This window comes from Pedobacter miscanthi (genome assembly GCF_032678605.1).
GTDB lineage: Bacteria > Bacteroidota > Bacteroidia > Sphingobacteriales > Sphingobacteriaceae > Pedobacter > Pedobacter miscanthi_A.
In genome coordinates this window covers 586,280-599,703 of sequence record NZ_JAVTSU010000001.1, presented here as the reverse complement: position 1 = coordinate 599,703, position 13,424 = coordinate 586,280, and the positions used below count along the sequence as shown (strand labels likewise).

Annotated in this window: 12 protein-coding genes; 4 read left to right on the top strand and 8 right to left on the bottom strand. The window is 38.3% G+C overall.

Annotated features, from left to right (window positions below; genetic code table 11):
* Nucleotides 1-6: 6 nt before the first annotated feature.
* The 5 genes from R2R28_RS02255 to R2R28_RS02235 all read right to left on the bottom strand — a co-directional run bounded on the left by R2R28_RS02255 (nt 7) and on the right by R2R28_RS02235 (nt 6,190).
* On the bottom strand, nt 7-897 hold the full coding sequence (locus R2R28_RS02255) for an SMP-30/gluconolactonase/LRE family protein (protein WP_316824080.1): 891 nt from the start codon (nt 895-897) through the stop codon (nt 7-9).
* 140 nt (nt 898-1,037) lie between these two features.
* Nucleotides 1,038-2,798, bottom strand: coding sequence for an ABC transporter ATP-binding protein (locus R2R28_RS02250; protein WP_316824079.1), 1,761 nt, complete (start codon nt 2,796-2,798; stop codon nt 1,038-1,040).
* Nucleotides 2,782-4,518 carry an ABC transporter ATP-binding protein gene (locus R2R28_RS02245; RefSeq protein WP_316824078.1) on the bottom strand — a complete coding sequence of 579 codons (1,737 nt, stop codon included), beginning with the start codon at nt 4,516-4,518 and terminating at the stop codon, nt 2,782-2,784. The genes R2R28_RS02250 and R2R28_RS02245 overlap by 17 nt, the downstream gene beginning before the upstream one ends.
* A gap of 143 nt (nt 4,519-4,661) precedes the next feature.
* Entirely contained in the window at nt 4,662-5,261 is a 600-nt protein-coding gene (locus R2R28_RS02240; protein ID WP_316824077.1) for a phospholipid scramblase-related protein, read from the bottom strand.
* Nucleotides 5,262-5,584: 323 nt separating this feature from the next.
* Nucleotides 5,585-6,190, bottom strand: a complete 606-nt coding sequence (locus R2R28_RS02235) for an LURP-one-related/scramblase family protein (RefSeq protein ID WP_316824076.1) — start codon at nt 6,188-6,190, stop codon at nt 5,585-5,587.
* Nucleotides 6,191-6,489: 299 nt separating this feature from the next.
* Between R2R28_RS02235 and R2R28_RS02230 the strand changes: the two genes are divergently transcribed.
* Nucleotides 6,490-7,335 (top strand): S1 RNA-binding domain-containing protein, encoded by an 846-nt coding sequence (locus R2R28_RS02230; protein WP_316824075.1) that lies wholly within the window; start codon nt 6,490-6,492, stop codon nt 7,333-7,335.
* A 71-nt stretch (nt 7,336-7,406) separates the two neighbouring features.
* Here R2R28_RS02230 and R2R28_RS02225 read toward each other — a convergent pair whose 3' ends face one another.
* From R2R28_RS02225 to R2R28_RS02215, 3 genes are all read right to left on the bottom strand, one after another.
* Nucleotides 7,407-8,081, bottom strand: a complete 675-nt coding sequence (locus R2R28_RS02225; RefSeq protein WP_316824074.1) for an MCP four helix bundle domain-containing protein — start codon at nt 8,079-8,081, stop codon at nt 7,407-7,409.
* 114 nt (nt 8,082-8,195) lie between these two features.
* The gene (locus tag R2R28_RS02220) at nt 8,196-9,629 is read right to left on the bottom strand and encodes an ATP-dependent RecD-like DNA helicase (protein WP_316824073.1); all 1,434 of its coding nucleotides are present in this window, start codon (nt 9,627-9,629) and stop codon (nt 8,196-8,198) included.
* Between the two features lie 343 nt (nt 9,630-9,972).
* On the bottom strand, nt 9,973-11,112 hold the full coding sequence (locus R2R28_RS02215) for a putative sensor domain DACNV-containing protein (RefSeq protein WP_316824072.1): 1,140 nt from the start codon (nt 11,110-11,112) through the stop codon (nt 9,973-9,975).
* Between the two features lie 331 nt (nt 11,113-11,443).
* On the opposite strand from R2R28_RS02215, the gene R2R28_RS02210 reads away from it, so the two are divergent.
* From R2R28_RS02210 to coaD, 3 genes are all read left to right on the top strand, one after another.
* Nucleotides 11,444-12,250 (top strand): DUF3822 family protein, encoded by an 807-nt coding sequence (locus tag R2R28_RS02210; protein WP_316824071.1) that lies wholly within the window; start codon nt 11,444-11,446, stop codon nt 12,248-12,250.
* A complete protein-coding gene (gene rsmD / locus R2R28_RS02205; RefSeq protein ID WP_316824070.1) occupies nt 12,241-12,774 on the top strand; it encodes a 16S rRNA (guanine(966)-N(2))-methyltransferase RsmD in 534 nt (177 codons plus the stop codon). Before R2R28_RS02210 ends, rsmD begins: the two co-directional genes overlap by 10 nt.
* A 127-nt stretch (nt 12,775-12,901) precedes the next feature.
* Complete coding sequence (gene coaD / locus R2R28_RS02200) at nt 12,902-13,363, top strand: pantetheine-phosphate adenylyltransferase (protein WP_316824069.1); 462 nt, start codon at nt 12,902-12,904, stop codon at nt 13,361-13,363.
* Nucleotides 13,364-13,424: the final 61 nt, after the last annotated feature.

The following is a 13,424-nucleotide window of genomic DNA, read 5'->3' as shown; positions in this document are numbered from 1 at the left end:
TTCCATTTACTCTACTCCTTTAGCATTTACCGGAATAACATAAATCGATTTTGAAGCCGTGATAAAAAGCATATTTCTATCTTTTCCACCAAAACAAATATTGCCACACCACTCTTCAGGAACATCAATATGACCAATTTTTTCTCCTGTAGGTTTGTAGATATTCACGCCTTTTCCGGTTACATAAATATTTCCGTTACTATCCAATGTCATCCCGTCAGAGTTTTGGTTAAGCACAAGTTGTTTATCGCTTAATTTCGCATCAGCATTTATCGTATAACGGTAGGTTTTGTTGGCGCTCATATCAGCGATGTACAAAAATTTACCATTTGGCGTACCTACAATGCCATTGGGTTTGATTACATCATCAGCTACAATAATGGCTTCTTTTTTACCTTTCGGAAGATAATAAACCTTTTGTCCCTGGATTTCAGGCGATTTTCTTGTCCAGTAATCACGCTGATAATAAGGATCGGTAAAATAAATACCTCCTTTGGCATCTAACCAGATATCGTTTGGTCCGTTTACCTTCTTGCCTTCATAATCGCTGAAGAGCACGGTTATTTTTTTATTTTTATCGATAGACCAGATCTGGTTGTTTTCATCAGCACAAACAATCAGATTCCCTTTTTTATCGAAATATGTTCCGTTTGCCCTGCCGGATTTATCCATATAAAGGCTCAATTTGCCCTCAACATCATATTTCCAGATTTTATCGTTCGGCTGATCGGTAAAAAAAACGTTACCTTTTTTATCAACCGATGCACCTTCTGTAAACTTAAATTGAGAGGAAATTAATTTTAAACTGTCCTGAACAAAAAGATTTTGATTTGCACTTTGTGCAAAACAGGCCATACTAAAGGCAGAAAATGCCAGAGAGAAGAAATATTTTTTCATTTGTGTTTTTTATTAATGTTAGTCGGGATTTGCAATCCCGACCATTCGAACTAAGGATTTCTAATCCTTTACGTAGATTTCAAATCCACAACTCATACAGTCGAGATTGCAAATCTCGACCAACCACATGGGTAAATATATCAACTTACCCGTTTTCCTTTTAGTAACATATTCAATGCATCATTCAATGTACCGGCTTTTTGCACTTCCCCTTCATTTACAAAGTAAATTTCATCGGCATTTTCGATGGTATTTAAGCGGTGGGCAATAATAACCAATGTGGTTTCTTTCGAAAGTTTATTCAAAATGCTGCTTAAAAGCTGTTCGGTTATGGTATCGATATTGGCAGTAGCTTCATCAAGGATGAGCAGTTCGGGATTGCGTAATACCGCACGCATAAAAGCAATCAGTTGTTTCTGTCCTAAACTGATACTGTCTGATCCTGAAGTGATCTGTGTATTTAGTCCTTCTTCAAATATGGCTAAAAGTGCATTCAGGTTGGCTTCTTCGATTATTTTTTCCAGTTCTGTATCGGTAACCTCTTTATACTGACTGTTGCCATAAAGGATGTTTTCTTTTACCGATCCGGTAAATAAAAAGGGTTCCTGCAAAATGAAACCGATCTTTTGCGTTCTTTCTTCTGCAGAAAACGAACGGATATCTTTACCATTTAATAAAACCGTTCCTTTTGTGGCATCGTACAAACGGGAGATTAACGAAGCCGTTGTCGTTTTTCCACCACCTGTAGGACCGATCAGTGCATAAGTTTTGCCCTTTTCGAACTTTAAATTAATATTATGGAGAATTTCTTTACTATCATCATATGAGAAGTGTACGTTTTTAAACTCCAGCAAAGCATCAGAAGTAATGCTTTCATTCACTGCTATTTGTTTTAAATTACTTTCTAACGTTAAAATCTGCGATATCCTGTCCCAACTGGCCATGGCTACTTGAAAACTTGTCCAAAGTGCCGCCAATTGTCTTAAAGGGTTGTAAAAATTGGTGGTGTAAGAAATATAACTCACCAGCAAGCCCAGTGTAAAATTACCTTTAGAAATTAAATAAATACCAAATAACAAGGTAATTAGCTGTGCGATACTCGATAATAAGCCATAAACCGGCACAAAAATATTGTTGGCCAGGCCTGCCCCTATCGCAGTTTTATAATTTTGGGTATTGGCTTCGTCAAAACGTTTTCTGAAATAATCACGACGATTAAATGCAATAATTACTTTAAAATTATTCAGGCTTTCCTGAATCTCAGCACTCATACCGCCCACGCTTTTTAAGTTTTTCGCATTTTTTCCCTTTACCCAGGGCGATAAAGCCATGGTAAAAAGCACAATTACCACTGCAGGTGCAAGAGTAGCCGCTCCCAGCTCGGTGTTGATGGAAAGAAGAAAAATCCCTGCTCCGATCATGGTTACAATACTCCCTATAAATTGCATCAACGACTGCGAGAAAAACTGATTCAGTTTATCTGTATCGTTGTTTACCCTCGATATCAGATCTCCAGCTTTATTCTGATTAAAAAATGAAACCGGCAGTTCCTGTAATTTATTAAATATTGCATTGCGCAGCGTATAAAGCATCCTTTGGCCTACCCCACCCATTAACCTCGTTTGGGTATAACCGGTAACCATGGCAATCATGTACATCACCAATAAGATGCCACCAAAAACAAGCACGCCATGAAACTGTTTAGTGCGAATGTAGGTATCAACGGTATGCCCTACCAATAAAGGACCCAAAAGTAACAGGCCCGAGTTTACTAAAATGGCAATCAATGCCAGCCAAAGGTTTCTACGTTCGGCCGATATGAGTTTTAGCAGGCTTTTAAGCGCCTTATAAGTAGATTGCTTTTCCTGCCTGGTGTTAAGCTGGTTAAGATTGTAGTTCATAATTACTGGTGCTCTGTTGTGAATTGTAAATCTGAACATATTCAGGACTGCTTTTCAGCAATTCCTGGTGAGTTCCTTCTGCAATAATTTCGCCCTGCATCAACAGGATCACTTTGTCGTAATGTTCAACAGAAGCTATTTTCTGGGTAATGGAAAGTAAAGTTAAACCGGGATAATTCTGCTGGATATTCTCCAGAATTCTTTTTTCGGTATTGGTATCAACACGTGCGGTAAAATCATCCAGTAATAAAATTTTAGGATTAACGGCCAAGGCACGGGCCAGCATAATCCGTTGTTTTTGTCCTCCAGAAAGGCTGTTTCCACGTTCCGAAACAATAGTGTTTAATTGATCAGGCAGCGCATCCACAAAATCCTTCAACTCCGCCGTGGCAATGGCTTTAGCCAAAGATTCATCCGTAACAGTATCGCTAAAGGCAATATTTTCCCTGATGCTCATGTTAAACATGATGCTATCCTGAAATACAAAGCCTACCTGTTGATGAAAAGCTTCCTGTTTGTATTGTTTAATCTCCTGGCCATCGTATAATACCGATCCGGTATCTGCATCAATCAAACCCGTTAAAATATAAAGCAATTGCGTTTTACCCGCCGCTGTAGGGCCAATAATTGCCGTTTTAGAACCTGCCTTTGCGGTAAAAGAGATTGACTTTAAAATTGGTTTTTGCCCGAAACTTAAACTAAGCTCTTTCGCTTCCACATCTCCTTTTAATGAAGTTGTTAAAGTTCCCGGATGGTTAATTTCTGCTGCATTTAAAACGCTCTCAATTCTTTGGTAAGATGCAGTTGCCTGAGCAATTACGTTACTCATAAAACCAATTACCAAAATCGGGAATATAATCAGGGTAAGATAACTGCTAAAAGCGGTAAATTCTCCTAAAGTCATCGAATTGGTAATCACAAAGTGCCCACCCAGTACCAAAATACATAGTCCGGCTAAATTTGCCGTAAAAACAATAACCGGTATCAGCGCCGCAAACATCCGCAAGATGGAAATACCCAGATCTCTTGCTTTGGCATTCGCATCTAAAAATTTATTGTATTCCAGCATTTGCGAGTTGATTACCCGGATCAAAGCCGATCCCATAATACTTTCGCTGATTACCTTGTTCAACCAGTCGATCACTTCCCTGCTCTTTTTAAAAAGCACCCTCACTTTGCTCAGCACATAAAAAAAGGCTCCCCCAATAATGGGTACAATGGCGATTACACAAAGCGCCAGTTTCCAGTTAATCATCAGCAGCAGAATACTGGCACCAACAATTAAAAAGATGGAAGAAGCAATGGAAACAATAGCCTGCGAAACAAACATTTTGATCGAATCGGCATCGGCAGTAAGGTTGGTGAGCAGTTTTGAAGGGTTTGCCTGGATAATATAAGCATGGCTTTGCCTCGAAATCTGATCAGACAGTTTCGTTCTTAAATCTTTTGCCACACGTTCCGAAGCATAGGTTTGCACAATACTTTGCAGGTAAGTAAAGATAAAAACCAAAACTATCGCCAGCGAAAACTGGAACATGATGTGCTTTAAATCGAAGGTGTTGTTGGTATAAGAATCGATACCGCTGGCAATAATCTTTGGTAAGAGCAGGTTAATGCCGTTACTGAGCAGGGCAAACAGAATCAGCAAAAATATTAACCCCCTGTAGTTTCCAAGCAAACTGAAAATACCTGGCTTTTTGGCTTCTTTGGTTTTTTTCATATCAATGAAGATACCTTAAATTGTAGATCCCAAATTTAGCCGAATTATTTGATATCGTTTGTAAGAAAGTTATTGAAGAAGACATATATCCCTGAATGAAAGAAAATCGAAGATCTTGCAAGCAATCATCCAGCAATTAAGCGTTATCTACTTTGCTTCAAAATCATATCAATAATTATAGCGATTGAAATGATTGGCATTCTATAAATATCCTTAATATAATCTTTAAATATGGTAGTGCAATATTTATCATCTTCTTTAAATTTAGTATTAGACTGAAGGCTGCTCTTATTTATTTCACCTATCTTGATGTCTTTATTACTTATAACATCAAAACTCCATCCTTTGCCATCTCCAGTCATTTTCGCGATATTTTTGTTTGATATTGGATCAACAATACTTAATGTTCTAGACAAAATACCTAAACTCAATTTTACAATACCAACCACATTCCCGTATTCATCTACAATTTTCATTTTAGGATTCCATATACCAAAATTTCTTAAAACCGATGCAACTAATACTCCACTTTTATCAGTTATTTCGATCTTAAATGGTAAGATAGATTTGTTTATTAGTAAAGGTAAAACCCTTTGCCAATCTTTAATTCTTTGTTTTATTAATCCTATCTCTTCACCTTCAATATTATAAATTTTATAATTTCTTGCAAACGTAAATGTATTTATCTGTTCATCTGTAACATATTGGTTATTCAGATAAAAGATATTAAGTGAAGCATTCATAAAGTTAATTTAGTTATAAACCAAAATAGATGTTTTTTTTAGAATAAAATTAAATAATTGCATTCCCACCACAACCAATTCATTTTTAAACGGGATGGAAGCGATATCCCCCGATTCTTCATCGGGGATTTAGCGAACAGCCCGACTTCATTTCCCGATGGAATACTACAGTACCTTTTCAAATAAAATAAAAACTAATTTGCTGCTAAAAAACCATTGAAGAACATTGTTAAACAAAAAAATGAGCGAATAACCCTATGCCGTATATGCATCTTTCAGTTATCCGCCCACTCAAAAATTAAACAGTTTAAACAATTAACCGTTTACTTACTCTCTTTCAAAACCATATCAATAGTAATCGCAGTGGCTACAATCGCAACTTTTTGATTGCTTTCTGCATAATTGGGATCAATGGAAACATTGTATTTGTCGGCGGTGGTAAAAATTTCTTTCATGGCACCTGCCCATTTTTTGCTAATTTTGCCCATTTCGGCACCTGCATTATTGGTGATGCTGAAATTCCATGCCTTCCAATCGCCGGAGATTTTAGCTATTTCTTCTCCCGTTGCTGGACTCGAAATGGTAAAGGTTGGCTTAAAGAACTTAAATTTCTGTTTAATAATGCCTACTTCGGCCCCAAGCGGATCGGTAACAATAATTTTCGACATCCAGAAAGTCCAGCCCCTGGTAATCGTAGCCTGCAGCTGATTGTTAATGTCGGTAATCTCCAGTTTAAAAGGCATCATACGTTTATCAACCAGCAAGGTTAAAGCCTTTTGCCAGCCCGAAATGCGCTGTTTAATAATCCCGATCTGTGCCCCCTGATCATTGTACACTTTGTACTCGTTTGCAAACTTTAAAAAGTTTACTTTCTCATCAATAAAATACTCGTCGCTTAAAAAAAATGGAGGAATCTGCTTGTTCATCATTAAGATATATTTTTAGATAAGCCGCTAAAATATATATTTTTTTCCATTGCCTATTTAAATGCAGCCTGTTATCCTGAGCCTGTCGAAGGAGCCACGAATGCACAGATGAACACGGAGGCATTTCTGCAATATGCCAAACCAATGAACAAATGACAAATGAACCAATGAACGAATAAGGAGTTTTCAGTTGGCAATTTACAATTAACAAATGACCAGTGAACCAATGACCAATGAATGAATAAACATTGCTACCTTTGTAACCGAAAAGCCATTGAAGAAAATGGTTAAACCCAAAATACATGATTGAAATAGGAAAATACAACGAGTTAAGGATTTTAAGCAAAACAGAAGCTGGATTAAACTTAACCGACGGCGATAAACTGGTAATACTGCCTTACCAATACGTTCCAAAAAATGCAGAAATTGGCGATAACATCAGTGTTTTTGTTTTTATACAAAAAGATGGCCGCCTAACCGGAACCACCCAAAAGGCTTATGCCGAAGTGGGCGATTTTGCTTTCCTAAAAGTAGTTTCTGATGGTGACGACGGCGTTTTTATGGATCTTGGGATCGACAAAGACGTTTATGTACCTACCCGCGAACAAAAAAGGCCAATGCAAAAGGGCTACAAATACGTAGTTTACCTGTATTTAGATGAAAATAGCGATCGCTTACTGGCTTCTTCTAAACTTTACGATTTTGTTGAAGAAGATGGCTTCGATTTTGAAGAAGGTGATGAAGTAAGTTTATTGATTACTGAAGAAACAGACCTTGGCTATAATGCCATCATTAACAATACCTATATTGGTTTACTTTACAATAACGAGGTTTTCGACAATGTTCAACCTGGTGAAATGCGTAAAGGCTGGATCAAGAAAATCCGCGTGGAAGGAAAAATCGATTTAACCCTGCAACCCAGTGGTTATGGCCATATTCTCGATTCGAAAGAAATGATGTTAAAGGAACTTAGAAAGAGTGGCGGCATAATCGAACTGGGCGATAAAAGTTCTCCTGAAGACATTTATCATCGTTTCCAGATCAGCAAAAGTGCTTTTAAGAAAACCATTGGATCATTGTACAAAGAACGTTTAATTGTACTTTCTGATGATTCAATCAGATTGATCACAGACGAGGACGCTGAATAACCTCATTTGCCACGGAGACACAGATTTCCACGGAAAATAGTCCGTGATTTCCGGGCCTCCGTGGCAAAAAATTAATTCAAATTAAACTTATCACTCTGAATCTTCACCGCATTCGAAGCCGAAACAATGGCCACAATCATAATCCCGATTACTATCGCCAAAATAACCTGTAACGTGGAATAAACTTTAGTTCCCGAAACAAATATTTTAGTACCCTTAATCAATTCGTTCCCTACTTTAGATTGTATTTTAATCAGAGCCGAAAGTTTGGCAAGGGTTTGATCAGCTGCATTCTTTCCCATCGATTCATAAATTGTCCTTCCTTCAGCTCCTGCCATGCTTAGTATTTTAACTTCCAGACCTTGCTGAACAACCAATGCTTTTTTAAGGTCGTTTAAAAAGCTTTGCTCCTGTTTTACCAATAAAGTAAGTTCATATTTATTGATCACCGAATCTATTTTACGGTTGTGTTTTTTCATTTTTATAATGGCCGTTGAACCATGGGCAATATCATTCCCTAACAACACTTCCTGAAGAATCGCATTTTTATGGTACAGGTTTTCGGCAATAAAATATAAATCTGTTGCAGGCACAAGCCTGTCATTATACATCGAAATAAACGAATCGTTAATTTTCTCTACACTTTTATCTTCCAAAAAACGGATTAACAGCGTACAGCACATGATACAGAAAAGCAGGAAAGCAATTTTAAGTTTGTTTTTGAGACTAAAGGCAAATTTCATCATATCATTTGGTTAGTATATTTGACCACAAAGGCACGAAGACACTAAGAAAATAAAAAACCTTTGTGTCTTTGTGGTTATCCCTATCGTTCAATAAATCAGTGTAATCATCTTCATCTAAAAGTAGTCTTCCAACGCCGTCTTAGCAAAAAGCTGTGGCGCAAAATTAACTAAATATAACTCTTTTTTTGCCCGGGTTACCGCGGTGTACAACCAGCGGAGAAAATCCAGATCGATCATTTCTTCCGTAAGGTAACCCTGGTCAGCAAAAACCGCATCCCACTGCCCACCCTGGGCCTTATGACAGGTAACCGCATAGGCAAACTTGATCTGCAGCGCATTATAAAAAGGATCAGCTTTAATGGCCAGCATCCGCTGACGTTTGTTGGCAATATGCTCATAATCCTCATTTAATCCCTCAAAGAGCTTTTTATTCTGTTCGTAGGGTAAATTGGCACTTTCTAAATTCAGCGTATCCAACATTACCTTACAGCTAATTTGTCCTGCAGCCGGAAAGTCCATAAACTCTAAAGTGGCATCGGCAAAACGGAAGCCATAACGCTCTTCCTCTCCCCTTACGCGGATTACTTTTGCCATGTCGCCATTGGCAATAAAAGCCGTATCCTCGTTTTCTGGTAGCCAGAAATAATTATTCCGAACCACCATAATCTGGTCACCACCTGTTAATTCCTCCTCGCGATATAACAGCCTCGCCCTAATCTGCTGGTTATACACATTGGCCGATTTATTGGAGCGGCAAACCACCAGCGTATTTTCCATCCCGAATTTCCGGTAAGCATATTCCAAACCTTCTACTAATCTTGCACCTGGCATATTATAAATATCAGTATAGTTTTTAGTAAGGAATTTTGGCAGTGGATTTTCCGGGTTTTTCGCAATCTGGTTCCGCAACATGGTGGCATTGGCCAATATCCCTGATTTCTTTCCCTGTCGCACCACCTCTTTTAATTCAACAGAACTCACCGTTAACGCAAATTTATCTTTAAGGTATTGTTCGTTCAATGCAGGGCTATCTAAACTTCCTACTGGTGGCAATTGCGCTGTATCACCCACAAAAAGCAAAAAACAGTTTTTAGTATTGTACACAAATTCGAGCAAATCCCTCAATATTGAAGAACCGGTTTCATTAAATTCATCAGCAATCATCGAAGCTTCATCAATGATAAACAACGTATTTTCGGAGAGGTTTGGAGCCAGCTGGAACTGCATTTCGGGCGATGCCGCAGAACGTTTCCGATAAATGCGTTTATGTATCGTTAAGGCTTTCCGGTAAGAATACTGACTCATTACCTTTGCTGCCCTTCCGGTGGGCGCCAGTAACTCGCTACGCAGGTTAAATTTGGCTAAAACTTTAACCAAAGCCGCTACAGAAGTGGTTTTACCTGTACCCGCGTATCCTTTCAGCACAAAACAACGGTATTCATCTTCCTGTTGCAAAAACACCGACATTCGCTCGCAAAAAAGCAATTGCTCTTTAGTTGGTGTATGTTCGTATGCTGAAGCTATAAGCTGACTTTTATTGGATAACATGTATTGTTAGAATGGTTTTATTGATAAATTGTTTTTGAAAAGCAGTTGCAGTGCTAATTTGTTCCGGCAGTCCGCCTTTCCGCTATATCCCCGATGAAAAATCGGGGGATGCCGCTTCAATACGGTTTAGAAGGCAAAGATAATATGCATTTTTAAGTTAGTTCCAGAAAAAATGCATAAACTCCATGATAAATCTTCATTCTATTTTAATCCGGCCTAACAAATTTTTGGGAATGCAATAAAAAGCCCAAGTAGTAGCTTTAAAACAAAAATTGCCGGCTAAGACAAACAAAGCTGTAAATACACTTTATTCTTTTTTATTCCCTTTAATAACGTGTAACGACTATAAGAGTAATGTTTCAATGCGGTGTGCCATTACCATATTTTGTTTTTGGCTATAACTGAAAATCGTAAAATGGCCATCCTGAGAAGCAACAAGGCCAATTGCCTGTGGCTGATCGTTAACGAATTGTGCTACCGAAAAGTGCCTGGTTCCGCCGAGTTGCCCAGGGTATAAAATCTTATCCTCCCCGCCAACAATTGGTTCCGAAAAGGCAATCTGTTCTACCGTAGGTTTGCCTTTCGCCCGACCGATTTTTGCGCCGAATGCTATCAGATCAAATTCTTCATTAATAATCGTTGCGCCATCTACCGCGGTTAAACCAGCTAAATGTTCTACTTCGCGACGAACAGCGCCCTGCGAGAAAATTTCGCTCTGGTTTCCATGCTGTTTCGCCAGGTTTGATAAGCCACAGAACGGAGGCTCAACCAAATATTGTATCGGGTGAATAATCGATTCTTCCCATTTCGTATCGCCTTTGGGCACAATTAATAAGGCACCACCCCGGCCATGCGCACGCATAGAAACCGAAAACTGAATGAGGATATTAATCGGATCATTCCAGCTGGCTAAAACCGTCAGGTCTAATAATGCCTGTAAAATTGGCGGACAATCTTTATTCGAACAGCTTCTATCATCTACAATCCGAATCTGCTCTCCTTTTAGCACAGCCACATTGGTAAATTTACCGATGCCGTAAATCCTGCGGTGTTTTATCACGATTAACCCGGGTTCAGAAACATCAACAACAAAACAAAAGTTCGGAATATTTAAGGTAGTACCCCAAATATAAAGTTCGCCATCTTCCTCCCAAACGCCAAGGTGAATGCCCGAACGTTCAATTCCAGGAGCAATTTTGGTTAAAGTATTGGCATTAAGTGCCAGTTTCTTTGCAAAGCGTAAAGGTTTAGAGGTTTGCTCTGGTGGCAAAAATGCAATCGAAATGCGTGGCGAGTGTCCTTCTTCTTTACGCAGGCTACTCCAAAAAGCAACATCTATAATTGCTTCAATTATTTTTTGATCCGGTTGAGTAGCCAAATCTATCTCACCCTGTGCAATTGCATTTTTGTGCAGTTTAACAAAATGTTGCTCAATAGTAGCCGCAATCGTGTTCGCGGCTTTATAGGTAGGCTTGTAACTCATGTTCCGAATTTAAGCCGAATATTTCGATTTTTGAATAGTCGGAAGGTTTGATTTTGGTAAAAATATTTCGACGTTTTAACCACAAAGCGCGCAGAGAGGATATTAACCACAAAGACGCAAAGAGGGCGAATATAAATTGCTCAAGTGAACTAGAGTGTCTTAGATGGTAAAAAAGTTTATTGGTTCATTGAGCAATTAGTAAGCATAGTTGCTAAGAATTATTTCTGTGTACTCCGTGTTTCAGTGGCAAATACTAATGCACGACAGTGGTAAAACCAAAAAATTAACCTCATCTTACCATTAATCCTTAAAAAACTCTATTTTTGTTTCAATGAGTAACAATAGTCTCTTATTGGTTGATCCGAACTTTAAAGCTGATGCATCTGCAAACTGCCATTTATTGTTAAAAATAACGAATGACAGCTTTTCTTATGCCGTGGTAAGCAAGGATACCGATGAAATTAATCTCATTTTTGACAAACAGGGTTGTGAAAATGTACAGAAGGATTTAAAATCTGCTTTTGAAACCGATCATTACCTTTCTCTAAACTACGGAGTTGTTAAAGCTGCAGTCCATACCTCAAATTTCATTTTCATACCTGATGAGTGGTTTGATGATGAAAACTTGGCTGTTTATGCTCAATACTTGGGTTCGGATGCGAAAGTTTATACAAAACACAATAAACCACTGGGTTTTAACACTGTTTTTTGTTTAAATGATGAGGTTAAAACACATTTACCAGCGCAAACAGATTTATTTCCACAATCAGAACCTTTAGTAGCTTTATTTAATCATTTGGCCGACGAGTCGTTATTGATTGATTTTACGGCTGTATCCTTCAATGTATTGTACACCAGGGATAAAAAAGTCGTTTTTCAAAACCACTATGAATCAGAAACTGCCGAAGAGTTTAACTACTTCCTTTTACTGATGATAGAGCAACTGGGCTTAAATGAGGCCATTCCTGTTTATATACAAGGTATTATTAACGAAGATGACGAGCATTACAACTGCCTGTTAAAATATTTCAATCAACTTTATTTTTTCTTCCCTGCCGGAAAACAGAATAGTGAATTACTGGCCGATATGCCCAAACACTATTTTAGCGGCCTGCTTGCTTTAGATTTATGCGGATAATTGGTGGCAAATTAAAGGGCATCCGTTTACAGCCCCCTGCAAATTTACCGGTGCGCCCTACCACGGATATGGCAAAAGAAGCACTATTTAACATCCTGAATAACAAATACGATTTCGAAACCTGCACCGTACTGGACTTATTCTGTGGTACCGGAAATTTAACCTTCGAATTTGCTTCACGAGGTGCAGAAAGCATCTTAGCCGTTGATATGGATTATGGCTGTGTAAACTGGGTAAAAAATACCGCTAAACAACACCAGTTTGATCAGGTTGACGTACGTAAAGGCGATGTTTTTAAATTATTAAAACAAATGACAGGTAGTTACGACCTGATTTTTGCCGATCCACCGTACAATATGCCAAACATCCCGCAAATCCCAGTGATGGTTAAAGAACAACAACTGCTCAAGCCCGATGGTTTATTAATTGTTGAACATCAAAGCCATATGAAACTGAACAGTCAGCCCGGTTACACCGAAACACGGAAGTACGGCAATTCTTCTTTTAGCTTTTTCGAGTGGTAATTGTTCATTAGTCATTGGTTTAGTGGCCATTAGTTTTAATTACGGAATACTAGTTATGCTGATGGTTATTTTACTCCGGACTTCTTAACGTATTTCTCTTTTAACTATAAAAATCTATATTTGAAACATGAAGATAGCGCTATTCCCTGGCTCATTTGATCCGATCACCATTGCCCACGTAAACATTTTAAAACGTGCAACACCGCTTTTTGATAAAATTGTAGTGGGTATAGGATTAAACAGCTCCAAACAGAATTTTTTAAGCGCCGAACAGCGTCTTCAGATTTTACAGACCGTTTTTAAGGGGTATCAAAATATCGAAATCCAAACATATGAAGGTTTAACGGTAGATTTCTGCAGGAAAATTGATGCCAAATATATGGTGCGAGGCATCCGTTCAGCAGCAGATTTTGAATACGAAAGGGCCATTGCACAAATCAACCAAACGATGATGCCCGAAGTAGAAACCATTCTCCTGTTAAGCAAACCCGAATATTCAGCCATTAGCTCAACCATCGTCCGCGATATTTTAAGAAACCATGGCGATGTAAGTCCATTTGTACCTAAAGAAGCACTTAGTTTTTTATAGTCAATCTCGAGATCGTAATTGCGAGGCTTAATTTATTGCTTAAAAGTCAATATAGTAGTAT

Bases quoted from the DNA above. Each gene is read 5' to 3' on its own strand.
- coaD (WP_316824069.1), top strand. From the start codon at position 12,902: ATGAAGATAGCGCTATTCCCTGGCTCATTTGATCCGATCACCATTGCC.
- R2R28_RS02235 (WP_316824076.1), bottom strand. From the start codon at position 6,190: ATGATGAACAAGCAGATTCCTCCATTTTTTTTAAGCGACGAGTATTTT.
- R2R28_RS02240 (WP_316824077.1), bottom strand. From the start codon at position 5,261: ATGAATGCTTCACTTAATATCTTTTATCTGAATAACCAATATGTTACA.
- R2R28_RS02230 (WP_316824075.1), top strand. From the start codon at position 6,490: ATGATTGAAATAGGAAAATACAACGAGTTAAGGATTTTAAGCAAAACA.
- R2R28_RS02255 (WP_316824080.1), bottom strand. From the start codon at position 897: ATGAAAAAATATTTCTTCTCTCTGGCATTTTCTGCCTTTAGTATGGCC.
- R2R28_RS02215 (WP_316824072.1), bottom strand. From the start codon at position 11,112: ATGAGTTACAAGCCTACCTATAAAGCCGCGAACACGATTGCGGCTACT.
- R2R28_RS02250 (WP_316824079.1), bottom strand. From the start codon at position 2,798: ATGAACTACAATCTTAACCAGCTTAACACCAGGCAGGAAAAGCAATCT.
- R2R28_RS02225 (WP_316824074.1), bottom strand. From the start codon at position 8,081: ATGATGAAATTTGCCTTTAGTCTCAAAAACAAACTTAAAATTGCTTTC.
- R2R28_RS02245 (WP_316824078.1), bottom strand. From the start codon at position 4,518: ATGAAAAAAACCAAAGAAGCCAAAAAGCCAGGTATTTTCAGTTTGCTT.
- R2R28_RS02220 (WP_316824073.1), bottom strand. From the start codon at position 9,629: ATGTTATCCAATAAAAGTCAGCTTATAGCTTCAGCATACGAACATACA.
- rsmD (WP_316824070.1), top strand. From the start codon at position 12,241: ATGCGGATAATTGGTGGCAAATTAAAGGGCATCCGTTTACAGCCCCCT.
- R2R28_RS02210 (WP_316824071.1), top strand. From the start codon at position 11,444: ATGAGTAACAATAGTCTCTTATTGGTTGATCCGAACTTTAAAGCTGAT.